A 25,955-nucleotide genomic window follows, 5' to 3' on the forward strand; every position below is an offset into this window, starting at 1 on the left:
AGGATATGCATTTATATCCTATTCTTTTTTAAAAGCTTAGATATTGATTTATTGAAATTTTAACAAGCGCTTTGGTTGTCGGCTTTAGTTATTTCGTTATTTTTGAGTCCATATATGATTTAACCTTATTTGATGATGATTACCACCCAACAACTTCAATTATTGAAGGAAGGAAATAAAAATGCTTTTGAAGCGTTGTATCGTGCATACAATGCTCGCATTTACAGTTTTGTCCTTTCTATGATAGGCGATGCCGGGGTGGCAAAGGATATTACACAGGATATCTTTCTCCAAATCTGGGAGAAACGGCTCAATATTGATTTGGAAGGTAATTTTGACGGTTATCTTTTTAAGATATCCCAAAATATGGTATACCATTACGTAAGGCGCGAACTCCTGCTTCAAAATTATGTGGATAAACTATCCAATGAATCGGCTGACGAATCCGTAGAGATAGATGAAGAGTTGGATTATTTATTTTTAGAAGAATATATCCTGAAACTTTTGGAAGAACTGCCTCCTGCCCGTCGGGAAGTTTTTATGCTCTACTGGAAATCCGGGCTGAACTATCGTGAGATAGCTGAACAGTTGGATATATCCGAAAAGACTGTTGCTACACAGGTACATCGTTCTTTGGATTTCCTGCGTGACAAACTGGGGACGATTGCCTTTTCTGTTTCTCTCTTCCTACACCATATTTAATGCTTAATGTTTAATAAAAGTTAATATCTAACTTGTCTTTATTTTCTTGTAGTCCTTTTCTGTCTCTCAAGGCTAGTATATATAGAACAGGAAAATTATGGAGCAACACGATTACATAGTACTATTGGAAAAATTCTTCAAGAAGGAGGCCTCTTCTGAAGAAAGAAGGATACTCATTGAATGGATTCGCAAACCGGGGATTCGTGATGAGTTTAATTCGCTTTGCGAGCAGATGTGGAAAGAAGCAGCTGTCGAAATAGATAAGACAGTGGAAGAAGAAATGTGGAATCATCTGCAGCGGAATTTGGATGAACCCAAAATTCTGTATCCGAAGAAGCGGCGTTGGCAACCTATTATATATAAGGTGGCGGCCACTATATTATTACCGGTTTGTTTGGGGCTGGCCACTTATTTCGGAGTAGGACATATAAATAAGGTATCGCAGGATCCTTTCATGGTTGCAGTAGATTACGGGCAGAAAGCGAACCTGACTTTACCTGATGGAACGAAAGTCTGGTTGAATTCGGCTACTCATCTTTCTTATGATGCGGAGTATAACAAATCCGACCGAAAGATTTATTTAGACGGAGAAGCCTATTTTGAGGTGGCAAAGAACAAAGACAAGCGCTTTATCGTCTGTTGCAATGATTTGGAGATAGAAGCGTTGGGAACAACCTTTGATGTGAAGGGATATGGCGACGATCTTTCCGTCACGACACTGCTGGCGGAAGGAAGTGTCAGGGTTTCTAATAAAACGAATACCACATTGTTGAAACCCGGAGAAAAGGTAGAGTATCATAAGAATAAGCAGACATTTACTAAATCGCCCATCTCGGATCTGCGTGAAATCGACTTTTGGCGGAACAATATGTTGATTTTTAATTCAGCGTCTTTGGCAGAGATCGCGACCACGTTGGAGCGGATGTACGGGGTGAAAGTCGTGTTTGACTCGGAGAAGCTGAAGAATGTGCCGTTTTCCGGAACCATCCGGAACAGCAGTTTGCATAATGTATTTTACATTATAAGCCTTACTTATCCTTTGACTTATAAGTTAGAAGGAGATACGGTGAAAATAGGAAGTAGTATTAACTAAAAAAGGACGATTTATGGAAGACACCTCATAATAAAACAAAGAGGGTAGAATTATGTAGCAGCATAATTCCACCCTGAAATTAAATACGGTTTATACATGATAGTAAAAAAGAAATTTTTCCTTATGCGGATAAGGGAAAGGGAATCCTTTTTGCATCACGATTTCACAAAGATAATAAAAAGTCTGATTTTCAGACTTATATTTTAAAGAATTTAAAGCTAATTACTAATGAGAAAACAATTACATATCATATTAAGGCTTGTTATGTTCTGTTATATCTTGTTGTTTGTGTCTCAAGAGGTAAGTGCGCAGATCACTTTCTCTGTAAAGAATCAGACAATACGCCAGACGATACGAGTAATTGAGAAGAAGGCTGATTACAGCTTCTTTTATACGGATAAGCTTCCCGGATTGGATCAAAAGATTTCATTGAAAGTGGACAATGAAAGTATCGATTCGGTTTTAGAAAAAGTTTTCAAAGGGTCACCTATTAGTTATAAGATAGAATCGGGCAAGCAAGTAGTGCTTACCCTGAAAACCGAACAAAACGCCTCCCAGAAAGGAGATAAGAAAACAATAACCGGTGTTGTAGCCGATCGGAGGGGGGAACCTTTGATTGGTGTTACCGTGAGAGTGGAAGGAGAGAATATTGGGACCGCTACTGACATCGACGGACGTTTCTCTTTGGAAGCTCCCATAGGGGCAAAAATCAGTTTCTCCTATATCGGTTACGTTTCCCAGTCTCATACGGTCAATAAACAGAACATCTATAATGTGTCTTTGAGCGAAGATTCGCAAGTGCTGGAAGAAGTTGTCGTGGTGGGATACGGTTCTATGAAACGGAAAGATATTACGACGGCAGTATCTGTGGTTTCTACGGCAGATATTGAAGAACGTCCGATCATGACAGCCGCACAAGCCATTCAGGGAAAAGCAGCCGGTATTCAAGTTGTGCAGCCATCGGGTATGCCGGGTTCCGGGGTGACCATCCGGGTGAGAGGTGCTACTTCCGTGCAGGCATCCAATGAGCCGTTGTATGTGGTAGATGGTTTGCCGTCGGATGATATTTCGAATATCAGTCCGAACGATATTGAAAGTATGCAAATCCTGAAAGATGCTTCATCAGCAGCTATTTATGGAGCACGTGCGGCAAACGGAGTGGTGTTGATTACGACCAAGAGGGGAAAGATCGGTGCACCGCAGGTGAAAATGAGTGCTTATGTGGGTTTTTCTAAATTAGGGAAGAAGATAGACGCCTTGAATACAGAGCAATATAAAGACTTGATGAAAGACTTGAAAGCAGTTTCGGATGTTGCTCCCAATATTCCTGAAAATGAAACACGCTATGTGGACTGGACTGATTTATTCTTCGGTACGGGTGTTAATCAGAACTATCAATTATCCGTGGCAAATGGAACCGAGAAATTACAATATTTTGTATCCGGAGGTTATTCCGATGAACAAGGTATTGTGGAGAAAGCACATTTCAACCGGTATAATTTCCGTGCGAATTTGGATAGTGAGCAGACAAAATGGTTAAAGATGGCACTCAACTTTGCGTATTCGCATACAGGAGGACAATGGGTGAACGAAAGCCGCAGTTCTTTGCGTGCCGGTTCCATCTTGTCCGTAGTGAATACTCCTCCGTTTATGCAGAAGTGGAACCCGTATGATCCGAACGAATACGACGAACAGGCTTATGGTGCACGTATTCTGAATCCGCTGGCTGCCAATGCTGCGGACAGCAACACGAATACAGATCATATTAATGGTTCGCTCGGCTTTACGGTTGATATATACAAAGGTCTGAAATTCAAAACAACTTTTGGCATTGAACTGACTAATGAACACTGGGATTATTATCTGGACCCGATTTCAACTTCGGACGGACGCGGTACAAAAGGACGTGTGGAAGAGAGTTTCTCACGAAACTTCGAATGGCTGTTTGAGAATTTGCTAACCTATGATTGTTCCTTCAACAAACATAACCTTTCCATCTTGGGAGGAGCCACCCAACAGCGTGCACAATATAACGCATCCTGGATGGCTGGTTTCGATCTGGCGGAGTCTTATCCTGATATTCATTCCATCAGTGCCGCCAATCAGTTGGATAAAGACGCTTGTGGTTCTTCCGCCTCCGCATGGACGCTGGCCTCTTTTTTAGGTCGCATAGCGTACAATTATGACAGCCGTTATTTGCTGACGGTCAACTTCCGTGCCGACGGTTCTTCCCGTTTTGCTCCGGGACACCGTTGGGGTACTTTTCCTTCTGTTTCGGCAGGTTGGAGAATTTCAAGCGAAAAGTTTATGCAACCTTTGCAAAACATCGTAACCGATTTGAAGCTACGTGCCGGATGGGGTATGAACGGTAACCAGGGCGGTTTTGGAAACTACGCTTACATGGCTTCCATGAGTGCTAGTAAACTGCCGGTTTCAGAAGGTAACTTATATCCGGGACTTGCCATCAGACCCGGTTCGGCAGCCAATAAAGAACTGACTTGGGAAAAAACAAGCCAGTGGAATCTGGGTCTCGACCTGACAATGTTTGATTCCCGTTTATCCTTCTCGGTGGACGCTTACTACAAAAAAACAACCGACTTACTACTGACAGTCAGCCTGCCGGAGAATGTAGTGCCAAGCAGTGTGACAAGAAACGATGGTGAAATGGTGAATAAAGGTATGGAGTTCACTGTCTCTTCCCAGAATTTGAAAGGCAACTTCCAGTGGAATACCGATTTCAATATCTCTTTCAACCGGAATAAGTTGACGAAGCTCGGCTTGAATAAAGTCTATTATTATGCTGAAATGTATGAATCCAAGGAGAAAGCTGTCATCCTGAAAGAAGGTCTTCCATTGGGAACATTCTTTGGATATATATCAGAAGGCGTCGATCCGGAAACTGGAAATATCATCTATCGTGACCTGAATGGTAACGGCTTTATCGATCCGGAAGATCGCACTACCTTGGGAAATGCCCAGCCTAAGTTCATATATGGTATGACGAATACATTCTCGTATGCCGGCTTCGACCTGTCTGTTTTCTTGCAGGGAAGTCAGGGCAATAAAATTTTTAATGCGTCACGCATCGATATGGAAGGTATGACCGACTTTAGAAACCAGTCGGTTCGTGTATTGGATCGTTGGAAACGACCGGGTATGATTACCAATGTCCCCCGCGTTGGTAATACAGAGAACAATCACAACTCCTCCCGTTTTGTAGAAGACGGATCTTATTTGCGCTTGAAAACAGTCACTTTGTCCTATAATTTCCCTAAGAAATGGTTGAATAAAATACATCTGTCCAGATTGCAGGCTTACGTCACCGGACAGAATCTTTTCACGTTGACAAAATACAAGGGATACGATCCTGAAGTAAATGCTTTTGGCGGCGACTCCGTTGCCCAAGGAGTGGACTATGGTACTTATCCTCAATCGAGGGCGGTAATTTTTGGTTTGAATGTTGAATTTTAATAGGTGCGAAAATGAAAAACATAATAAAGTTAGCTTATGTCGTACTCTGCGTCTTAGTCGTTTCATGCAGTAATTTTCTGGATGAGAAACCGCAATCGGATTTTATGCAGGAGGGTACCGGAACGGAAGATCAGGAGTCTAAATACGGAAGTCTGGCAGATGCGCAAGCCGAGTTGCAAGGTGCGTATGAAAGCTTTAAGGCAGATATATTCCAGTCGGAAAATTACACCATTGGAGATGTACAATCCGATAATTGCTATATTGGTGGAGACGGCGTGGCCGAACAAGAATTTGATTTGTTGAAGCTGACTTCTACCAATTATAAGGTAGAATTGGTCTGGTCACAGTATTATTCAATGGCTGGCACTGCAACCAGTGTGATTGAAAATACGAAAATGATGGATCCTGCCTCTACCGTAGCAGAAGAGCGTAATCGGGTCATCGCAGAAGCAAAATTCTTGCGGGCATGGGCCTATTTCGATATCGTCCGTTTATGGGGAGACGCTCCGATGGTGTTGGATTTGATTCCGACCATTACAGCCGAGAATCTGGATAAATGGTATCCGGTGATGTATCCTGAACGTTCTGTCGCAGATAAAATCTACGACCAGATACTGGATGATCTGAACGAAGAAAATACCATTCGTTACCTGGTAAGCAAAAATAAAGGAGTTTTCCAGGCCACCAAAGGCGCCGCTTATGCTTTGCGTGCCAAGGTGTTGGCAACCAGAGGAGAGAAATCAACACGCGACTATGCCAAAGTGGTTGAAGCTTGCGACAAAGTGATAGCAGAGGGTTATACGCTGGTCGGCAACTTTGATGAGTTGTGGCAACCTGACAAGAAATTCTCTTCCGAAAGTATCTTTGAAGTCTATTACACCTCTGATGCTCCCAACTGGGCTTATTGGGTGTTGCTGAAAGAAGACGACGGTTCGGTGACCTGGAGACGTTATTGTACGCCTACTCATGACTTGGTTGCTAAATTCGACAAGGAGAAAGATACCCGTTATGCATCCAGTATCCTTTGGAAATCGGTTCCTTATGACACCTATTGGCCGGCGGACAGTTATCCGTTGTCTTATAAAATTCGCGAGAAGACTTCCAACATTATTCTGATGCGATTGGCGGATATACTCCTGTTGAAAGCCGAAGCACTGGTAGAGTTAGACCGCACTCCGGAAGCGATTCGAATCGTGAACGGCATTAGAGAACGTGCGGGCTTTGCTCCCTCTTCTCTGGATGAGAATATGGGACAGGCTAGGGGCCGCTTGGCGGTAGAGAATGAACGTCAATTGGAGTTGTATATGGAAGGTCAGCGTTGGTTTGACCTGGTACGTAATAACCGTTTGCTGGAAGTGATGCAGAAACATAAAGACAAAGATGGCAGATTGCTGTTTGCAGGTTTGCAGGCTTTCCGGCAGTTGTGGCCGATTCCTCAAGGAGAGAAAGATAAAAACACCAATCTGACTCAAAATGAAGGTTATTAATGAAAAGAGGAACGTAAAATTTTAAAAGAAAAAATGATGAAACACAATAATCTGTTTTTATGGTTGCTGGGGCTAACCGTTTGCTGGCTGGCTTCATGTAGCGAAGAAGATGGTCGGGTGAAGTATCCATATTCATGTCCTGAACTATCAGGACTACAATTCTCGACTACCGATCAGACTCCTGCTGCCGATTCTCTTTATTTCTCTGTAAAAATCCACGATCCGGAGACTCCTTTGTCTACGCTGGAAGTGAAATTGATGGTGGGTGAAACCTTGGTAAGTTCGCAGTCGATTCGTACGAAAGGCACTGATGTGTCGATTGTTGAGAAAGGAATTTATATCCCGTTTGAGGCTGACTTGGAAGAGAATCAGGAGGCTAAAGTAGTATTGACTGCCATCAATGTGGAAGGTAGTGAAGTCACTCAAACGTTTGATTTCCATATCGTCCGTCCACAGATTCCGGAAGTGCTCTATCTTCACTATAACGGTGAGGTGGTAGAAATGACCCGGAGCGCAGAGAATCCTTATCTGTATCTGACGGAAGTTTCCGGCTCGGAAGAGGGCTATCCGATGGAGCTAACCGGAAAAATTTCCACTACGGAATCATTGGACGATGCGGAATTGATTTGGGGAGCTGCTGAAAAGAGTAATACAGCTGTCCTTATTGAAGCGTCGGGACCCAGCTTTGCCTTTGATTACCGGGATTGGTTTGTTGAACAGATCACTTTCGACGTGATGACTTTTAAACTGGGTGTCGTCGGTTTCCAGAAGAACCTGAAAATTAAAGAAACCGAGTTGATAGCCAGTGAAGGATTTTTCCGTGCCCAGATTAGTTTTACTCAAGGTGAAGAATTTGAAATGAGTGGATTTGAAGATGTGGAACATGCTTACAACCGCGACTTCTTTAGTTATAATCCGGACAATGGTAAGTTTACCTTCCTGCGCAAATCGGGAACTTGGGAAATATACTATTCTTCTAAATTCAATTATATTTGGGTTGCACGGATGAGTGATACCGCACCTACTTGTTTCTGGTTGGTAGGACACGGATTCACTTGTGCTCCTGTCTGGAACGAGGCTTACAATAGCGGAGGCTGGAATTTGGAAGATATATCACAGTTGGGATATATTGTGCCGATTGGTGAACAAAAATATCAAACTACTGTGTATTTGAGTAACACTCATGAATGGGAGTCTTTCGAAATCGAAATTTACAGCGATTTGCAATGGAATAAAGATAAAGGTATGGAGTTGCAAGCAGGTTCGTTGTCCGGTGATACGGATGGAATTGAAATATCGGCTTCCAATGGAATAACGAGTGGCGACGGCTTCGTACCTGGCTATTACCGTCTGACTTTCGATACTTCGCAGGGAGTAGGCAAAGAAACATTGCACATCGAACGATTGAGTGATTAATGTCTGAAAGAGTGATATATAGAAAAATAGGAAAGCCTATGAGAAATATACTATATATGATAGGGGGAAGTCTGTGTCTCCTGCTGTTCATGACTGGCTGTAAATCGGCTGACGGGGCGAAAGCCCCCGTGTCATTGACTTGGGAGATGGGAGCTGCCGAAGTGCAGCCCGGTTACTATGAGAACTCATTTATCCTGAAGAATATATCAGATGTTCCTTTGGGAAAGGACTGGATCATCTATTATTCGCAGTTGCCTCGTGAGATTCTTCAAGACGAATCTGCATCGGTCAAGGTAGAGGTCGTAAATGCGAACTTCTTCCGGATGTATCCGGCGGAAAACTTCCAGCCATTGGCACCGGGAGATTCGCTGATTGTGACGTTCTGTTGTACCAACGGACTGAAAAAACTGTCATATGCTCCCGAAGGTACTTACTGGGTGAGTCAGGCAGGCGGCAAGCAAGGTACTCCCTTGCCTGTCGAACTGACCATACAGCCGCTACAAGGAATGGAGACGGAAGACTGGTATCCCGCACCTGATAAGATATATGCTTCAAACTTGGCGTTAGAAACTACTGCCAAGTTGCAACAAACTGATATTTTCCCGTCAGTAAAGGAAGCGTTTCCGGCTATCGGTAAAGAAAACGTTATCATAGAAAATAAGGTGAGACTGACTTTTCATCCCGATTTTGCCAACGAAGCAGGATTGTTGAAAGAAAAATTGGAAACACTTTATGGGTTGGAAGTCATTTCCGAAGCACCGGTAACGGTTCATCTGGATTATTTGCCGCAACAGGAGACGGCTACGAATGACGAATACTACCGGATGGACACAGGAAATAGTCTGATAAATATTTCAGCTCCTACGTCACACGGCATTTTCAATGGCACGCAAACCTTGCTCTCTCTCTTGAAAGGACAAGAGAAACCGTTCCGTTTGGAAGCTGTATCTATCCGTGACTATCCCGACTTGCCGTATCGCGGACAAATGCTGGATATTGCCAGAAACTTCACGACGGCAGACCAATTAAAGAAGCTGATAGACGCCATCTCTTCTTATAAACTGAACGTGCTGCATTTCCACTTTTCGGATGATGAAGGTTGGCGTCTTCAGATTCCCGGTTTGGAAGAACTAACCTCGGTCGGTGCACGTCGGGGACACACCACGGATGAACTGGAATGTTTGTATCCGGGCTACGATGGCAACTATGATCCGTCTGCGCCTACCTCCGGTAACGGATATTATACTCGTGAAGAGTTTATAGATTTATTGCGTTATGCAGCTCAAAGACATGTGCGTGTGATCCCGGAAATAGAGTCTCCAGGGCATGCACGGGCGGCAATTGTGTCCATGAAAGCACGTTATCATAAATATATAAACACCGATCCTGAAAAGGCTGTCGAATATTTGTTGAGTGACGCTCAAGATACTTCCCGCTATGTTTCCGCACAGTCTTATACGGATAACGTGATGAATGTGGCATTACCCTCCACCTATCGGTTTATGGAAAAAGTGATTCGTGAGCTGATGGTTATGTATGAAGAAGCGGAGGTACCTTTGACTACCATTCACTTGGGAGGCGATGAAGTGCCTGATGGAGCTTGGATGGGTTCGCCTGTCTGCCGGGCGTTTATGGATGAACATGGAATGACGAGTGCGCATGAACTGTCCGAATACTACATCACGAAGATGGCAGACTATCTGCAACAATATCATGTGCAGTTCAGTGGCTGGCAGGAAGCAGCGTTGGGACATTCGGAGGCTACCGACCTCCATTTGAACAGGCTTGCGGCAGGAGTATATTGCTGGAATACAGTTCCCGAATGGGAAGCGGACGAAATACCTTATCAGGTAGCCAACAAAGGGTATCCGGTGATCCTCTGCAACGTGAACAACTTCTATCTGGATTTGGCCTATGATGCTCATCCCGATGAAAGAGGGCTCTCGTGGGCCGGATATGTGGATGAATCTAAAGGCTTTTCCATGCTTCCATATCACATCTATCGCTCTTCGCGTACTGATATGGCTGGCAATCCGGTCGATTTAGGTATTGCGGAAAGAGGAAAAACAGTTTTGACCGCATCCGGCAAGGAGCGTATCCAAGGAGTACAAGCGCAATTGTTTGCAGAAACGATCCGTGATTTCAAGTGGGTGGAATATTATACCTTCCCTAAAATCCTCGGACTGGTAGAACGCGGGTGGAATGCTTTTCCCGCTTGGAGTATGCTGGCAAGAGAGAAAGAACAGCAGGCTTTCAACAAAGCGCTGGCTTTGTTCTATTCGAAAGCGAGTGAGAAGGAAATGCCCCATTGGGCGTCCCGAAACATTAACTTCCGTTTGCCTCACCCCGGACTTTGCCTCAAAGAAGGCAAGCTCTATGCCAACACTCCCATCCGGGGAGGGGAGATACGCTATACGACCGATGGAGCGGAACCAACTCTTGATTCAGCGCTTTGGGAAGCTCCCATAGCCTGTGATGCTTCGGTTGTGAAAGCTAAACTGTTTTATTTAAACAAAGAAAGTGTGACAAGCACTCTCAAAGTAAATTAATCCACAAAAAGTAGACAAGTTATGAACTATGATAAGATAAAAAGAAGCGGTATATTATTCCTGTTGGGAATAGGTGCGATCACATCGTTGTCGTGCAATGACAATGATAATGGAGGGTATCCGGAACGGGTACCGACCCGCCTGTCGGTAATGCCTTTGCCGGAAAGAGTTGATTATAAAGAATCGGTGGTCACTCTTCCGCAGAATGTGACTGTTAGCCAGAATATTCCGGCTTCTACGTCACAACTGTTGAAATCCACACTGGAAGAGAAACTGTCTCTTTCCGCGAGTGACGCTTCCAACGATCATGCCTTTATCCGGGTGAAACAAGAATCTGATCTGGCCAAAGAAGCCTATCGTCTGACCGTAACCAAAGAGGGAGCCTGCATCTATTATTCAACGGAAACCGGACTTCTTTGGGGAATCCAGACGTTGAGGCAAGCACTCGAACAAGCTAATTTCTTCACTTCGGGAAACTCGAAATATCTTCCGATGGTAGATATAAAGGATGCTCCCAAATACGACTGGCGCGGATTCCATATCGATGTGGTACGGCACATGTTTACAGTTGACTATCTGAAAAAGGTGATAGACTGTTTGTCTTTCTACAAGATAAACAAGCTCCACTTGCATTTGACCGACGATCAGGGCTGGCGCATCGAAGTGAAAAAATATCCTTTACTGACGCAGGAGGGAAGCTGGCGTGACTTCGACGAGTATGACAAGAGATGCGTAGAGCTTTCCCAACAAGATTATAACTACGAGATAGATCCTCGTTTTGTGAGAAATGGTTCGCAATATGGTGGTCATTATACACAAGAAGAGATGAAAGGCTTGGTGAGTTACGCATTGGAAAGAGGTATTGATATTGTTCCCGAAATAGATATGCCAGGGCATTTCTCGGCGGCTATCAAAGTGTATCCCGAACTGTCGTGTACGGGAGAAGCTGGTTGGGGAGAAGAATTTTCTTATCCTATTTGCCCTTCCCGGCCGGAAAACTATCAGTTTGTGCAATCTATCATTGATGAAATGGTTGAAATCTTCCCTTCGGAGTATTTTCATATAGGAGCTGACGAGGTGGAAAAGGATAATTGGGAGCAGTGTGAAGTCTGTCAGCAGTTGATGCAACAGGAAGGTTATCAGAAAGTGGATGAATTGCAAAACCGCTTTGTGAAGATAATGACGAACTATGTGAAGGGTAAAGGTAAGAAAGTGATGGGATGGGACGATGCTTTTCTTGAGAAAGATCCACAAGACCTGATCTATACCTATTGGCGTGACTGGCTGCCCGACCAGCCGGGAAAGATTACCCAGAAAGGTTATCCGATTGTATTTATGGAGTGGTCTCGTTTCTATTTGAGCGCAACGCCTTCGGACGAAGGGTTAAGTTCTTTGTATAACTTCGAGTTCGAACCCCAGTTTCCTAGTATTGTGAAGCAGAATGTATTAGGCTTCCAAGCCTGTGTCTGGACGGAAATGATTCCCAATGAGCGGAAGTTCGGTCAGCATGTTTTCCCTTCTCTTCAGGCCTTTTCAGAATTGGCGTGGGGAAGTGACCGCAACTGGATTGATTTCACCAATCGCCTGAAATGGCATGTTAAATGGTTGAATGAGAATGGATTTTACTTCACCAAACCGGGATTTATTTAATCCCGGTGTCATCAGAACGATATGAAATCAGAACGTTTACTTTCATTAGACGTGCTTCGGGGAATCACCATTGTCGGAATGATTTTGGTGAACAACCCCGGGACGTGGGAATCTGTTTATGCGCCCTTGCGGCATGCAGAATGGAACGGACTGACACCGACAGACCTGGTCTTCCCATTCTTTATGTTTATCATGGGTGTTTCTATGAGCTTTGCCTTATCCAGGTTCGACCATCACTTCAGCCGTAGCTTTATCACCAAACTGGTGCGGCGCACAGTGATTTTGTTCTTGTTGGGACTTTTCCTTTCCTGGTTTTCGTTGGTGTGTGCGGGGGTGGAACAGCCTTTCTCACAGATACGTATTCTAGGTGTGTTGCAACGACTGGCGTTAGCTTACTTCTTTGGTTCCTTGTTGATTATGAGTGTCCGGCGTCCGGCAAATCTGGCATGGATCTCCGCGATTATTCTGATAGGCTATATTGTCTTGTTGGCTTTGGGGAACGGCTTTGAACTATCCGAGCAGAATATTATTGCCGTTACAGACCGAACATTGTTCGGAGAAACTCATCTGTATCGGGAGTGGTTGCCGGACGGCGGACGTATCTTTTTCGATCCGGAAGGGCTGTTAAGTACCTTGCCGTGTATTGCGCAAGTGATAATAGGTTATTTCTGCGGAAATATCTTGCGGGAGAAGACAGAAATTCATCACCGGTTGTTACAGATATCCATACTTGGTATTGTTCTTTTATTTGCCGGATGGTTGCTTAGTTACGGTTGCCCGTTGAATAAAAAAGTATGGAGTCCGACTTTTGTTTTGGTAACCTGTGGTTTTGCTTCTTTATTTCTTGTGTTTCTCACCTGGCTTATTGATATTCGTAAAAAACAGAAATGGGCGTATCCTTTCCATGTTTTTGGCACGAATCCGTTGTTCATCTATGTGGTGGCCGGTGTGTTGGCTACTCTGCTCGAGGTTATCACAGTTAGTGGAATTAGTCTGCAAGGGAAGGTTTATACCTCCATCCTGCTTATTCTTCCCGACGCTTATTTGGCCTCTCTGATTTACGGACTTCTGTTTATCGGATTCAATTATTTGATTGTGTGGGTCTTGTACAAAAAGCGGATCTTTATAAAGATATAAAAAGACAGGTCTGAAAAACGGATCGTTTATACCGATTCTTTTCGAAAGTTGGTTTTCGTAATGAATCGGTATGAACGATCCGTTTTATGATGTAGTGCTATCTGGTCAATAGGTTATCTTCTATTTCTCTTTTCCGGACGGTGTATGCGTTGTCCGCCAAAATGTATTCTTTACTTCGCGGGCTACCTCTCTCCAACTTGGCATGCTTTTTAATGAACGGCGAACCGGAAAATCATAAAGCAATAATAATAGGAAAAGGAAGATGCAGGCATAAGCCACCCATCCATAAATTTGCTTGATGCTTATTTCCATCATCTGATTGATAAATTCTTCCATATAATGACCGATGTTGAACGGGCTGCTGCTGAAAGACACATGGTCGATGGCCGAACCGTAACGTGCCAGATTGTCGGGAACATAATAAGCCAATCCCTGCGCATAGACTGCACAACCCAACACACCGCCAACTACCATGTGCAGCATATTGAATACACTTAATCCCTGGAAGAAATGCTGGAACGTCATGGTTTCTTCCAGACACACCATGAAGGTGGCACTCAAGACGGCATAGGCAAATCCCCTGCACACCGTTGGCAGGTAGAGCTGTGAAATATGTATATCAGTAGATAGAGTCAGGTAAAAACCGATCAGATAGCCGATCAGCCCAAGGAAGCCGACAATAATCAAGCGCACATAGTTGTATTGTTTGATGTGCATCCACCAATAAGAGAATACACAACCACAAACGATACCGATAATGGCAAACCAGTCGAGTTGTGAACTGACCAGTTCTTCATATTTCATCACTTCTTCGTAAAAGACTTCTTCTAATACATGCTCGGTTGCAAGAAATGCTTCCACTAATGTGACTAGTCCTAATAAGGACCAAAAGTGGCGATAAGTCCACATCTTCGGTTCGAGAAAAGGATGGCGGATTGTCATCATACGCCAAATACAAATAGCCAGAGTGATGAAAATCACGATAGTCAGTTGGCGGATTACCGGGCTGTTCCACCAGTCGTACCAGTCTCCGTAGTTGAAGAGGAAGGCGATTTCCGCTAATAAGGCGGCCCAGAGCACTCCACCCAGCCAGTCGATACCGAACAGGGGAAATTTGCGCATGAACCTGAAATGTTTCACACAAGTAAACTGAATCAGCAGGACGATTAGCATTAATCCGGCGATGAACAGATTCATATATGTCCAGTGGTAGTGATACATTAAATAAGTCGTAATCAGGTCGGACAGCTGAATACTTCCCAGAATTACAATATGAAGCCAGGGAAAGAAAACCGTGAAATCCCGTTTGGGAGTCATCCATAACTGAATATTGGACATACATTCAAAAGTTCCCTGTATTTTGCACATTCCTTCGATGAAACAGATCAGCCACAACAGTGGGAGGAAGGTGATATGTGGAGCTATCAAGTTACAGAGTAAAACTCCCAGTGCTGCCGATGTGAGTAGGGTTTTATTGGTAAAACGAAACTTCATGCGAAACAATAACGGGAAATAGATTGCCATACCTGCCAGATTAGCGTACATGCACATTAAAATATCCTCACGCATCAGTGCCATGCTGCCGATCATCTGATTCAATGCACCCAGATAGACACCGCCCGATAATTGGAAAGTGACGGCAATGAAAAGATAAATCCACGGCTGCATCTTCCGCGGCACGAAGCTGCGGAACATTGGCATAACGAAAGGACCATTCAGAACAGGAGCACTCATAAAAATTAAAGATTAAAAATTAAAACGATAATTAAAGCAATAATTAAGCAATTTATAATTAAAGCAATAATTAAAACGATAATTAAAACGATAAAGGGTTGAAGCGGTTAGTACTTCACCTCACATTCTACGTTGAAGCCTGCACGCATCCGTTTCAAATCTTCCGGTTTGTTTCCTTTCAGACTGATGCGTACGGGAATACGTTGCTCCACTTTGACGAAATTACCGGTGGCGTTATCTTGTGGAATCATAGAGAAAGCCGCTCCTGTTGCGTCGGAAATAGACTCTACTACTCCTTTGAATGTTATGTTTGGCACAGCATCCGCTGTAATTTCCACTTCTGCGCCTTCCTTGATATTCGGAAGCTGGGTTTCGCGATAATTGGCGATTACCCACAGGTCGCTGCTGTCTACGATGTCGACCATGGTTTGTCCCGGCTGTACCAGCTGGCCTTCCAAAATTTCTTTCTTTCCTGTGGTACCGTCACATGGAGCAATGATAACTGTATAGGAAAGATTCAGACGGGCAAGCTCTAATGCAGCTTCTGCCAGGCGGACACCTGCCTCATTCTGTCCTAAACGATGGGTTTGCTCGCTTTTCACTAAAGAGGTAGACAATTTAGCTCGTGACACCTGTTCATAACGGGCTTTGGCTGCTTCGTAAGCTGTATGTACGTTGTCATATTGTTGTTTAGTCACTGCATCTTCCTGCAATAACTTTTCGAAACGGTTCAGTTCGCGTCTTGCATTTTCCATTTGTACACGTACTTCCTCAATGCTTGCGTCGCTCACGCTCAAGTTGTTTTGAGTAGTGGCGATGCCAATGGTAGTGGCCTGTCTTCCTGCGGTAGCATTGGCTAAATCGGCTTCTGCCTGTGCCATACGGAGGCGGAATTCGGTATCTTCGATGATAAGGAGCGTGTCGCCTTTGTGTACTTGTTGATATTCGTCGAAACAGATTTTTTTGATGAACCCCGGAACACGAGTGTTGATTGGCGTGATATGTTGTCTCACCTGCGCATTATCAGTATATTCAATGTTTCCAAGGTGAATGAACCGGGAACAAACATAGGTGACACTACCGATAAGAAGACAGATTATCACAATATTATATATAATCTTCTGGGTTTTTCTAGCTATCATAATCATTTATATTTTAAACAGTAAGTAATTTCATTCTCTTAATTTACAATCCAAATTGTCTAATCGTAAAATCTATAGGGTATGTGTGATATATTTCATTTTATAGTAACTGTATATCAAGTTGATGCGTGCATTGACCAGACCGAGGTCGGCGCTTAGTTTCATGTTGCTGGCGTCGAGCATATCGGTGAGCAGAGCGAGATCATTTTTATAGCGGTTGCTGATTACGTTATAGTTTTGGTCGGCGAGTTCCACACTTTTCTCCTGCGTACGTAAATCGGTGAAAGAAGTGAGGAAGTTGACATAATTTGCCTGAACTCCGTTTTCTATTTGTTCCTGTGCCAATAAATATTCTTCCTGTGCCCTGCGTGCGTTCAATTTTGCCTGACGTACTTTCTTGTTATTTTTGAATAAAGAAGAAAGGTTGTATTTTATGCCGACACCCACATACCAGTAATTGAAGTTGTTGTCTAGTACCGGGACTTCAATCGTGATAGGACTGTCCAAATGCTCTCCGGCTACAAGAGCAATTTTGGGAAGCAGTTCCGAACGTTCCAGTTTTACTTTTTGCTCGCTCATTTGTACAGACAGTTGGGCTTGTTGCAGGCCGACATTACTTTGGGCCGCCATCATTTGCCAGTCGTTTTCTGCCAGTGCTTTCACTTCCTCATCCAACAAGGTAGAATCAGGGACGATTTCTGTTCCGGCGGGCAGGTGTAGCGTAGTCACCAGTTGGTGATTCATAATTTTGCAGGCATCTTGCACCTTTGCCAGTTGCAGTTTAAGCGTCTCTTTCTGCAATTCATAACGGGTGATATCATTCTTTAAAGCTGTTCCCTGCGTACGGCGTGATTCCATATTGCGGATCACCTGTTCCGTCAGGTCCAGATTTTTTTGTAACACTTGCAACTGGTTATTCAATTTATATAAATCCAGATAATAGCCGGTCAGAAGAAAGCGGATTTCCTGACGGTTCTTTTGCCAGTCTAATGCAGCCATTTGCTGCCCGAGTTCTGCCAAAGTAATGCTGCTGTTGATGGCTCCACCGGCATAAATCACTTGCTGCGCCTCCAAAGCAAAGTTATTGCCGAAGTGCGGCATAGGAATGTTTTGCCCGTTTTTGAAATCACGGTCCCACAAATATCCGTCACCCAGGTAACTGAATGAGAGTGAAGCCTCTATGTCCGGTAAACGTTGTGACTTGGCAGCTTTCAAAGCTTCTTTGGCTGCCTCTTCCCCCGTTTTATACGTTTGAATACTCTGACTGTTCTCGTCTGCCAGACGGAACATTTCGTTAATGCCCAAAACTCTCCTGTCAAGCGTCTGGGCAAACAGTCTTTGGCTACATAGCACGGCGTATAGCAGCACTATGAGCCATCTTTTTTTGCTCATAAAGTGAAATGAAATTTAATTAATAGTAGAAGTTTGAATTTTCTATGGTAAATTCTCTGTAGTGAAGACCGAATTATCAAATTTGCACTGCCACACCCCAACCGTGAAAGTCATGCATTTTGTTCTTGTAACGAATGTCGATTTGATAATATCTTAGTTTCATCTTAATACCTGTTTTCTATTTTGGATTTGCGAAATTATGAAAAAAAACAGGTAAGTTGTAACCTTATAGATGTCTAAATATAATGTTTTTTAACGATTGTCGAATGGTATGTTGGGTAGAGGAAAGTAGTCTCATCCCATGAACGTAAGTTCATATATGCATGCCCTGTTATTCATGATTGTCAAGGTTATGGAACTTTAATACAAAGAAAAGAGAGGGTTGTTCTGAAAAGAGCCGGTTTTGTTCTGATTAAGTCTACTGGTAAGCCATAGAAAACGTGTACCTTTGCCCCTGAATTTAAATGATTGATTATGAATGTTATAGTAAATACCCTCATATCTACCGGAGTAGTTTTGAAGGTCTACCAATGCTCCGGTTAGGTGTTTCTGATAGGAGAAACTTGGAGAGAATATGAGGTTATTCGATAAGTTGTATAAGGTCGAAATACATAGGAAGAGTGTCCTCACAAGGTTGATTTATAAGGGGATGAAAGCCATTTCTTTCATAAAAAGGAACTGCTGACAGATATGCGTCTACTGTAAGAAAACGAGTTGCTGATACAGACTGGCGATTGATAAGCATCTGTTTTACTGCAGAAATAATATCGGTACCAATTCCTTCACCACGATGGGAAGTTGCTACACCTAATCTACCGATTTTCACAGCGGGATAACTTCCAAGGTGCTTTCTGTGCGGAAATGCCTTGCGAAGTTTTCTCCAATAGTTTTTATCTATAGTTGTCTGGGATATTTTATCATTCAGCAAACTGAAGAAAGCAATTGTCTCATCATCATCTTCCATAATAAAGGTATTGGCAATTAACTTCTCTCGGTAAAAGCGGGCGTCTTCCAACAAAAAGCCATTCAAATCGTCGTTTCCGCAATTGAATGGCTTTATATTCTCTGTGTCTTCAATCTTAATCAGTCTCATCAAGGAAGTCACATCATAAACGTTGCTATTTTCTTTAATTTCTCATATGCAGCTTTGACCCGCTGCTTTTCTTGTTGGGAAGCAGGTTTAACATTCTGCATTGATGCCAGGAAACGTTTGGCATCTTCACCAAAGAGTATCGGGGTTTCTTTAATTGGTCTTGCCATATTACTTTTTCCTTTTTTACGTGAATACTCTTGCAAAGATAGTCCATTTCTTCCTTAGTTCCAAATAGTTTCTGCCAAAGAATGCTTATTTATGTTTCTCCGGAAAAACCTACAATCTTACCTCTTTCGTGAATACTTCTCCGAAACGATTCTTAACCATCACTTTGACAGACTTCGTACCTTTCGCAGGCTGTGCCCGGAAAAGATGCCGTGTATGATAGCCGGTTTTCTTTCCTTTCACCATGTTGATGTAATCCTGGTCTTCATCATCAAAAGCCTGCATGACACCTTTCAATACTCCGTCTTCGTACCAGTTTATTGTATATGTTCTGTCCCAATCCCAGATGTTGGCTACCACATAGTCTTTCTGGCTTTCAAATTCTCCCGGCTTGTAGAGCCGGAACTGATAATCGGGAGAACAGCCTGTCGCTTTGTAACGCCACTTCACATCGTCACCTTTCACTTCTACCACCAGGTAACCGTTCGGCGCTCCGCAACGGTTCACGTGTCCTGCCCACCATGCACCGCAGGCAGCTCCGATATTATGTTCATAAATAGTAGGCGCAGGTTGCTGATTCTCATAGAAATGTGTGTGTCCCGAAAAAATATGAACCTGATACGGTCTTAATAGTTGGAAAAGCGCGTTGGCGTTGCGTGCATTTCCACCGGCAGACACCGTGTTGTTGGCTACCGGAGCGTGTACGTTCAGGAATACGGTGCTTCCTTTGGGCACATAACTTAAATCTTTTCTCAACCAGTCCAGATCTTCCGGCGTGAATCGTTCCGTGTATTTCTTATTACCATCGTAGTCGATGTCTTTCATTGCGATTACATGGATTTTTCCAATGTTGAATGAATAGTTGGCCGGACCGAACGAGTGGTAATAATTCTGTTCCCCATATCCGTCTGCCGGATGATCCGTCTGTGTCATGGATTTGTAGAGCAGGTTGAAATCATGGTTTCCCATTAGTTGGAACATTGTGATACCTAAATTAGAGACGGCTTGCCGGTAAGGAGCATATAAGTTCATGGCATCCCACACAAGGTCGCCCAGTCCCATACCAACGATTTCGAAGTTCTTTAGCGAGTCGGCAGTCTGTTTCAGGTCGGGCACTGTTTCTGTGCGGAAGCGGTTCAGTTGTTTCTCGTTCCTCACTTGCGGATCGGAAATGGCGATATATACAAATTCATCCGCCGGCTTCTGCCGCTTGGTCAGAACGAAGTTGCACTGATTCTCGCTTTTCTTCGCATCCAAATATTGATAGAAGCCGTCGGCTACACCCTCTTTGGAAGGAAGCTCATAGTCTGCCGGAGTAGAGATGTAAACCATCGGATAACGTGCCGGATCGGTGTTCAAAACATAGTTTCCTTGCGCGTCGGTTGTTTTAAAATGCGCACCGTCAGTTACTACTACACCGCTGACAGGCTTACCTGTGTTATCTTTCACACTGCCTTTCACAACAGTCTGACCAAAAGCGGCAACAACATTTAGCTGGAGACATAAGATTGCCGCAAACAGCATATTTCTATTATATACTTTTTTCATTGCTTATAACTTTCTTAGAGTGACTTGATTGAATAATGCGATAATCTCTTCCGGTTCGTCTGCCGACTTTACAGCCTCTTCGAAAGACTTGCTGTTATCGTCGAAACACATCACATTGGCACAATCCAAAATGTGTGCCATGTTGGATGTAGCAACTTCCCGGCTCACTTCTTCCTTTTTCACTGCTGATGTAGTCGTTGAAGTGTTCTTTGATAACCGCTGGGTAGACCGATGTAATTTTTGTCCTGTTGTATAGGGTGACTTGTAATATATACACTAGGAGCAAAACGTGTTTCATCCTTTCAACAAGTGGGCAAAGAACTCGGAACTTATTTCATGTTTTTATTTTTTAGGTTTTAAAATTAGATGATAATCTTTTTCTAAATTATAATCGTTGTAATTAGGCTTTAAATAATTAGGCATTGACTCCAACTCTTCAGAAGTGCGATTTTCCTTTAATTTGAATGTTTTTATTATATGAGAAACTGGCGCACCATTTTTAGGTTGTATTTTGATGGAAAAACGTACACAAACATCTCCGGCATATTTATTAAAATTAGCCCAATCTGTATTCCAGTGATTTGTATAAACTCCCTCTTCCCAATAAGTATATTTTTCATTATTATACGATGTCTTTAAAGATCTACATAAAACCTCTTTGTTATAATATAAAACGATTTCTTGATTTGTTATATGTATATCGGCAATGGCCTTTACTTCTGGATTAAATTCTAAGTAAGGTGAATAATCTTTACTTGTATCAAAGACAATGCGATGAACTTCATTGATATAATCACCATATTCAGGATCAACTCCTTGATATTCATAGTATTGTTCGTGAGATTTTATTTCTGGCTTTCCTTTAAAATTCACGACTCCCAGTATTTTATTATATAATGGAACATAACCTGTTGCATTTATAACATTTTCTGTTCCTGGTAACCAAAATGAAATTGGCATTGAAGGAAATGCTCCGCTATTTGTGCTTGTACCTGACAAGGAAATTGTAGTCATCAATTGATAATTTACTGGAGGATTTATTCCTTTATTGCTGCTTCCACCCACAATTCCACTAACAAATCCAACTATAAGTCCTGGCAGACCAGACGTAGATCCCTTTAATGCAGAACTCACTCCATTATATAACGCATTAAAAATCCCATTTTTTAGCCCTAACTTATTATTTGATTGTCCATCTTTAGCATCGGATATTTTGTTCCTCTCTAAAGAATTTAGTCCAATTCCAGCCAAAATTCCAGTCCCTATTGATTTTAATTCATCAGATTGTAATATGTTTCCCATTTTATTTGAATGATCTACTGCTCCTTGACCTAGAATGGCATTAAGCTTTCCTTCCATTTTTCCATCTAAGTATATTTTAGAAACACTATAGTAATTCAAAAACCAATTAAATCGTATTTCATTATAAGGAATAGAAGAAAGATTTTGATCATAAGCCAATTCATATTCCATCATATACCATCTGTTAGTAGCTAATGGCATTGAACCATCAATAGGGGCGGGCTGTAGTTGTACGTAGCTTTTCTGATCTTTTGCCACTGCATCTAGGACTGGCTGTCCTAAAAAATTTAAAATAGATGTTTCCTTGGCAGAAATAACAGAAATACCATTTTGTATATAAGAAGAAGTTGCTACGAAAGGTGTTGTTATATATAAATATATTCTCATTGTACCTCGATACTTATTATATAATACAAAGAAAGGATTATTTACTATACTAGAAGCCTCTGAACTAAAAGCGTTGTAAAGCATCTCCCACCCATCAAAAGATTTGTAATCATTAAGTATATCTGTTTCATAAAATGAAGACAAACTCCCTGCTCCAATCCAAGGAACCGGTATTCGTGCATATCCTGCAGGAGTTGGCATCCAATCGGCATTTTCCCAATCGAAGTCAGGCGTTACCACTGAACGAGTTATTAATGAAGGGGCCAGATTCCAGTCAGTTTTACTGTCATCAGAACATGAAGTCATCGTCAGGCAATATCCTAACACTAAAAATAATAATCGAAATAAATTTTTCGTGTCCATAATTTTGATATTTTAATGATACATAAATAGTATTAATCCTCTATTAGATAATATGAAATTAAAACAATTGCTCTTTTTGTTTTTTTATCATGCTACAAAGTAAGATTTTTTTTATTTCAATAGGATTACATCCTCATTAAAACAATAGTTCGTTAAATATTCATTTAATCTTTATGTGGTAATAGTTACAAACTTCTGTTTTTTATTCTTTGACCAAGCGAGAATGGTGTTCCTGCGGAAATCTTTCGTGACTACTGGAGTAGCGTCCAACTGGATAAATATAAATTTGCACTCGTGACAAAGTGGTGGTATGACGGAAAAGGCAGGCAAATTTATCGGATAGTGCATCCGTAATGCTTCAATTATCATTATATTTGCCACTCTATTACCAAGGAAGGTCTCTTTGTTTTGGGGCAATCGGCTGAATGATGCTTGGATAGGAATAACCTATAGTGTTTTTTATCTAAAACGAAAAATAATAAATGGAAATTCAAAATAGTATATTTAACTACGCTGCTTTGCTTAAACAAGTCAAAGCACGGGTGGCACTCGCACAGAAAAAAGCGATTTATTCCGCTAATGAAGAAATGCTTTCTATGTATTGGGACATCGGCAAACTTCTTTGTGAAAGCCAGAAACAGATAGGATGGGGGAACAATGCACTTGAACAGCTTGCCAATGATCTGAAGAATGATTATCCGAAAGTGAAGGGCTTTTCTCCACGAAATTGCAGGTGTATGATTCAGTTTCATAAAGAATATAATCAAGAGCTTACAATTTGGCAACCAGTGGTTGCCAAATTAGAAATGTCAAATTGTGTTCTTCCGATAAAACAGTTAAGCTGGTCACACAACATCACTTTAATACAACGGGTAAAAGACCTGAAAGCCCGCTATTGGTACATGATTCAATGTTTGAAGAGTGGATGGAGTCGTAATTTCTTAATTGAAGCTATCAATCAGGACTACTACCATACTTACGGGGCATTGGCAAACAACTTCGATTCCACTCTCCCGGAAATACAAGCCAAGCAGGTAAAAGAAACCTTAAAAGACCCCTATATTTTTGATATGCTGACTTTCACTGACGAATATAACGAAAGAGATGTAGAGTTAGGGTTGGTTAAGCATATTGAAAAGTTCCTTCTCGAAATGTTATGCAAACCTTTACATAAAAGTTCGAACAAACCTTGCTGAATGCAGGTGTGGAAGTGAACGAGGCACTGGTGCAGTATCAGACTGCCCGCGAGAAAGCCGACTACTACGACAAGCAGGTAGCCTCTTTGCAAACAGCCGCCAAGAGCACAAGCCTGTTGATGAAGCATGGCAACACCACTTATCTGGAAGTGCTGACGGCACAACAGACGTTGCTCAACGCGCAACTGTCACAAGTGGCGAACCGCTTTACCGAAATTCAGGGTGTGATTACGTTGTATCAGGCTTTGGGTGGCGGCCGTATGTAGGGAGGTATGTTTAAAATGGATGGCATCCGTTACATTGACGAGCATCTGGAACCTGATAATTTGAATGTTTGTGTATGAAGAGAAAGAGGTGGGCTACCCTGTGAAGGGGAACTCACCTCTTTTGTTTTAGCTGTCTATGTCATATAGGTTAAGAAGGGTTTCTTTAATTCTGTCTTTTTTTCTCTCTATATCAGAACACTCTTTTTTGTTTACCATCAGGTAAGAACTGATTTCTATAAATTCGTAATGTTCAAAACGTTCTTTACCAAATAATTGGGTAGCCATGTTTTTGTATAATCTGAACCTTTGATTGTTGGCTCTTCCTTCTATTTTGTTAGATTCTAAATCTAAACTTTGAGCACCATTTATCACAAATGAAGCTAGTGGGAATTTTTGTAAAATGAGAGGGACAATGCTGGCACAAGTCATAAATATACGTAGAGTTTCTGTATAGTTGTGCATTTTGAGAATTCGGTTATATTTATTATCGAGCTTTTTGTCTCTGGCAGCATAAAACTTGATGGCAAAAATATCATTGGTAACTTCAACCCTGGCAATGTATTTTAGTCTTTGACAGATATCTTTTCTGTTTGAGTAGAATTTATAAATATATGCAAAATCAAAAGCGTCACCAACATTTGGTGACGCTTTTTGAATAAATATCATCTTATAAGGCCTTATATTATCCAGCATTACGGTACAAGTCTTATACTTGTATTTACAGGAATATTTGTTTCGTTTACACGATTCCCGTTTCCGACAATTTTTTTGAGAGACACAGTTTTATATTCGCTTATTGATTTCCATCCAAGTCTCTCACCTTTGCTCTTTTTGGTGTTGTTAGCAGCCAATGAAGCTTCTTTCTGTTTTTTTAAACTGTTTCCCATAATTAATGTCTCCTTTAGAGCTATGCCCCAAATATCTGTTTTGGAACGTAATAATGTTATTACTCCGCAAAAATAACAAATATATTTGCAAGAGAGGGTGGCTGATTGTGGATTGATGAGTGCTTTTAACTTCTTTTGTCTAATTACTCTATAACTCTTCGATCATGCTTAAAGGTAAATCAGTACATTCGGCAATAGATTGGTTGTCTATCCCTTTGGCTTTCATGTTCCGCGCTATTTGTAGTTGGGCTTTTTGGGCGCCTTCTTTTATCCCTTTTTGTTCAGCTGCATCCATTGTCACCAAATAATCGCGGTACACCTTGACGCTATTGTCGTATCGCTCCCTGTCTTCCGGAGACATAGAAGCTACATCGGCGATATCTTCCAATTTCTCGAAGACAGCTTTTCGTGCCTTGAACGGCAAGATAGGTCGAACTAAAATCTTATTTCCACTCATCCGGGCGTTCTATTACATATCCGTTTGGTAGCTGCACTTTTTGGGGCAATATATGTTTCTTGAATATATTAAAAGCGCCATCAAGTTTACGTGTGCCATCACTTAGGTTCGATAAATTAGATGAATATCTGTTAGGAGGAAAATATACATAGACCTTTTGTAACGGGTTAAATTCTCTTATCAGCTCTACAGGTGGTATTAAATCGCTGTCTGCTGATACAATGATAGCAATGTCACAGCGCTTTTTATAGGCTCAGTTGTAATTCTTGGGGGATTAAGTTTAGTCAATTCCCTTCATGCATATACCTTTGCTAGCCTAAAAAGGAAGAAGCTCATATCCACTACTCCTCTAAATGATGCCCTAAATGCTTTGATTTTAGCATTAAATGCTTCCGCTGCTGCATTTGTACTCCTGTTCACAAAGAAGTTCAGAATCCTTTCATAATGATTCTCAATAGAGTTTGCTACTGTTGTGAATGTATCGTATCCATATTCTTCAATCTTATTATACCATAGTG

The 25,955-nt window shown here is 42.0% G+C and carries 18 protein-coding genes and 4 pseudogenes; 10 read left to right on the forward strand and 12 right to left on the reverse strand.

Features of this window, described 5'->3' with window-relative positions; all coding sequences use genetic code 11:
• The first annotated feature begins 135 nt into the window (after positions 1-135).
• From BSAG_RS00960 to BSAG_RS00925, 8 genes are all read left to right on the forward strand, one after another.
• Complete coding sequence (locus BSAG_RS00960) at positions 136-702, forward strand: RNA polymerase sigma factor (RefSeq protein ID WP_008997775.1); 567 nt, start codon at positions 136-138, stop codon at positions 700-702.
• A gap of 97 nt (positions 703-799) precedes the next feature.
• The gene (locus BSAG_RS00955) at positions 800-1,795 is read left to right on the forward strand and encodes a FecR family protein (protein ID WP_004317279.1); all 996 of its coding nucleotides are present in this window, start codon (positions 800-802) and stop codon (positions 1,793-1,795) included.
• A 228-nt stretch (positions 1,796-2,023) separates the two neighbouring features.
• On the forward strand, positions 2,024-5,266 hold the full coding sequence (locus BSAG_RS00950; RefSeq protein ID WP_008997776.1) for a TonB-dependent receptor: 3,243 nt from the start codon (positions 2,024-2,026) through the stop codon (positions 5,264-5,266).
• An 11-nt stretch (positions 5,267-5,277) separates the two neighbouring features.
• Positions 5,278-6,753 (forward strand): RagB/SusD family nutrient uptake outer membrane protein, encoded by a 1,476-nt coding sequence (locus BSAG_RS00945; RefSeq protein ID WP_004317283.1) that lies wholly within the window; start codon positions 5,278-5,280, stop codon positions 6,751-6,753.
• Between the two features lie 33 nt (positions 6,754-6,786).
• The gene (locus BSAG_RS00940) at positions 6,787-8,169 is read left to right on the forward strand and encodes a DUF5016 domain-containing protein (RefSeq protein WP_008019510.1); all 1,383 of its coding nucleotides are present in this window, start codon (positions 6,787-6,789) and stop codon (positions 8,167-8,169) included.
• Positions 8,170-8,207: 38 nt separating this feature from the next.
• Positions 8,208-10,718: a family 20 glycosylhydrolase gene (locus tag BSAG_RS00935; RefSeq protein ID WP_004317285.1), complete on the forward strand. Its 2,511-nt coding sequence runs from the start codon at positions 8,208-8,210 to the stop codon at positions 10,716-10,718.
• A 21-nt stretch (positions 10,719-10,739) separates the two neighbouring features.
• The gene (locus tag BSAG_RS00930; RefSeq protein ID WP_004317287.1) at positions 10,740-12,368 is read left to right on the forward strand and encodes a beta-N-acetylhexosaminidase; all 1,629 of its coding nucleotides are present in this window, start codon (positions 10,740-10,742) and stop codon (positions 12,366-12,368) included.
• Positions 12,369-12,389: 21 nt separating this feature from the next.
• Complete coding sequence (locus BSAG_RS00925; protein WP_004317289.1) at positions 12,390-13,505, forward strand: acyltransferase family protein; 1,116 nt, start codon at positions 12,390-12,392, stop codon at positions 13,503-13,505.
• A gap of 120 nt (positions 13,506-13,625) precedes the next feature.
• Here BSAG_RS00925 and BSAG_RS00920 read toward each other — a convergent pair whose 3' ends face one another.
• The 8 genes and pseudogenes from BSAG_RS00920 to BSAG_RS00895 form a co-directional block, all read right to left on the reverse strand.
• Positions 13,626-15,239, reverse strand: coding sequence for a hypothetical protein (locus tag BSAG_RS00920; protein ID WP_004317291.1), 1,614 nt, complete (start codon positions 15,237-15,239; stop codon positions 13,626-13,628).
• Between the two features lie 107 nt (positions 15,240-15,346).
• Complete coding sequence (locus BSAG_RS00915; protein ID WP_004317293.1) at positions 15,347-16,381, reverse strand: HlyD family secretion protein; 1,035 nt, start codon at positions 16,379-16,381, stop codon at positions 15,347-15,349.
• A gap of 72 nt (positions 16,382-16,453) precedes the next feature.
• Positions 16,454-17,773, reverse strand: a complete 1,320-nt coding sequence (locus tag BSAG_RS00910; RefSeq protein WP_004317295.1) for a TolC family protein — start codon at positions 17,771-17,773, stop codon at positions 16,454-16,456.
• A 580-nt stretch (positions 17,774-18,353) separates the two neighbouring features.
• Positions 18,354-18,866 (reverse strand): GNAT family N-acetyltransferase, encoded by a 513-nt coding sequence (locus BSAG_RS00905; protein ID WP_008024690.1) that lies wholly within the window; start codon positions 18,864-18,866, stop codon positions 18,354-18,356.
• Positions 18,867-18,874: 8 nt separating this feature from the next.
• Positions 18,875-19,033 carry a hypothetical protein gene (locus tag BSAG_RS25380; RefSeq protein ID WP_008024688.1) on the reverse strand — a complete coding sequence of 53 codons (159 nt, stop codon included), beginning with the start codon at positions 19,031-19,033 and terminating at the stop codon, positions 18,875-18,877.
• A gap of 109 nt (positions 19,034-19,142) precedes the next feature.
• Complete coding sequence (locus BSAG_RS00900; RefSeq protein WP_004317300.1) at positions 19,143-20,579, reverse strand: calcineurin-like phosphoesterase C-terminal domain-containing protein; 1,437 nt, start codon at positions 20,577-20,579, stop codon at positions 19,143-19,145.
• Between the two features lie 3 nt (positions 20,580-20,582).
• Positions 20,583-20,765 (reverse strand): annotated as a pseudogene (locus BSAG_RS26120) (hypothetical protein); the annotation flags it as partial.
• 156 nt (positions 20,766-20,921) lie between these two features.
• Positions 20,922-22,631: a hypothetical protein gene (locus BSAG_RS00895; RefSeq protein WP_004317301.1), complete on the reverse strand. Its 1,710-nt coding sequence runs from the start codon at positions 22,629-22,631 to the stop codon at positions 20,922-20,924.
• Between the two features lie 482 nt (positions 22,632-23,113).
• On the opposite strand from BSAG_RS00895, the pseudogene BSAG_RS00890 reads away from it, so the two are divergent.
• Positions 23,114-23,785: pseudogene (locus BSAG_RS00890) on the forward strand (PDDEXK nuclease domain-containing protein); the annotation flags it as partial.
• 23 nt (positions 23,786-23,808) lie between these two features.
• Positions 23,809-24,093, forward strand: a pseudogene (locus tag BSAG_RS00885) (TolC family protein); the annotation flags it as partial.
• Between the two features lie 126 nt (positions 24,094-24,219).
• Here BSAG_RS00885 and BSAG_RS00880 read toward each other — a convergent pair.
• The 4 genes and pseudogenes from BSAG_RS00880 to BSAG_RS24655 form a co-directional block, all read right to left on the reverse strand.
• A complete protein-coding gene (locus tag BSAG_RS00880; RefSeq protein ID WP_232286462.1) occupies positions 24,220-24,759 on the reverse strand; it encodes a hypothetical protein in 540 nt (179 codons plus the stop codon).
• A gap of 26 nt (positions 24,760-24,785) precedes the next feature.
• Positions 24,786-24,980 carry a hypothetical protein gene (locus BSAG_RS00875; RefSeq protein ID WP_004317307.1) on the reverse strand — a complete coding sequence of 65 codons (195 nt, stop codon included), beginning with the start codon at positions 24,978-24,980 and terminating at the stop codon, positions 24,786-24,788.
• Between the two features lie 148 nt (positions 24,981-25,128).
• Positions 25,129-25,404, reverse strand: a pseudogene (locus BSAG_RS00870) (hypothetical protein); the annotation flags it as partial.
• Between the two features lie 327 nt (positions 25,405-25,731).
• On the reverse strand, positions 25,732-25,955 hold a 224-nt coding region (locus tag BSAG_RS24655; RefSeq protein WP_008997694.1), incomplete at its 5' end, for a transposase.

Source organism: Bacteroides sp. D1 (assembly GCF_000157095.2).
Lineage (GTDB): Bacteria > Bacteroidota > Bacteroidia > Bacteroidales > Bacteroidaceae > Bacteroides > Bacteroides xylanisolvens.

Coding starts and splice junctions, on each gene's coding strand:
- BSAG_RS00955 (WP_004317279.1), top strand. CDS start 800: ATGGAGCAACACGATTACATAGTACTATTGGAAAAATTCTTCAAGAAG.
- BSAG_RS00880 (WP_232286462.1), bottom strand. CDS start 24,759: ATGATATTTATTCAAAAAGCGTCACCAAATGTTGGTGACGCTTTTGAT.
- BSAG_RS00925 (WP_004317289.1), top strand. CDS start 12,390: ATGAAATCAGAACGTTTACTTTCATTAGACGTGCTTCGGGGAATCACC.
- BSAG_RS00875 (WP_004317307.1), bottom strand. CDS start 24,980: ATGGGAAACAGTTTAAAAAAACAGAAAGAAGCTTCATTGGCTGCTAAC.
- BSAG_RS00945 (WP_004317283.1), top strand. CDS start 5,278: ATGAAAAACATAATAAAGTTAGCTTATGTCGTACTCTGCGTCTTAGTC.
- BSAG_RS00900 (WP_004317300.1), bottom strand. CDS start 20,579: ATGAAAAAAGTATATAATAGAAATATGCTGTTTGCGGCAATCTTATGT.
- BSAG_RS00935 (WP_004317285.1), top strand. CDS start 8,208: ATGAGAAATATACTATATATGATAGGGGGAAGTCTGTGTCTCCTGCTG.
- BSAG_RS00950 (WP_008997776.1), top strand. CDS start 2,024: ATGAGAAAACAATTACATATCATATTAAGGCTTGTTATGTTCTGTTAT.
- BSAG_RS00905 (WP_008024690.1), bottom strand. CDS start 18,866: ATGAGACTGATTAAGATTGAAGACACAGAGAATATAAAGCCATTCAAT.
- BSAG_RS00940 (WP_008019510.1), top strand. CDS start 6,787: ATGATGAAACACAATAATCTGTTTTTATGGTTGCTGGGGCTAACCGTT.
- BSAG_RS25380 (WP_008024688.1), bottom strand. CDS start 19,033: ATGGCAAGACCAATTAAAGAAACCCCGATACTCTTTGGTGAAGATGCC.
- BSAG_RS00920 (WP_004317291.1), bottom strand. CDS start 15,239: ATGAGTGCTCCTGTTCTGAATGGTCCTTTCGTTATGCCAATGTTCCGC.
- BSAG_RS00930 (WP_004317287.1), top strand. CDS start 10,740: ATGAACTATGATAAGATAAAAAGAAGCGGTATATTATTCCTGTTGGGA.
- BSAG_RS00915 (WP_004317293.1), bottom strand. CDS start 16,381: ATGATAGCTAGAAAAACCCAGAAGATTATATATAATATTGTGATAATC.
- BSAG_RS00895 (WP_004317301.1), bottom strand. CDS start 22,631: ATGGACACGAAAAATTTATTTCGATTATTATTTTTAGTGTTAGGATAT.
- BSAG_RS00910 (WP_004317295.1), bottom strand. CDS start 17,773: ATGAGCAAAAAAAGATGGCTCATAGTGCTGCTATACGCCGTGCTATGT.
- BSAG_RS00960 (WP_008997775.1), top strand. CDS start 136: ATGATTACCACCCAACAACTTCAATTATTGAAGGAAGGAAATAAAAAT.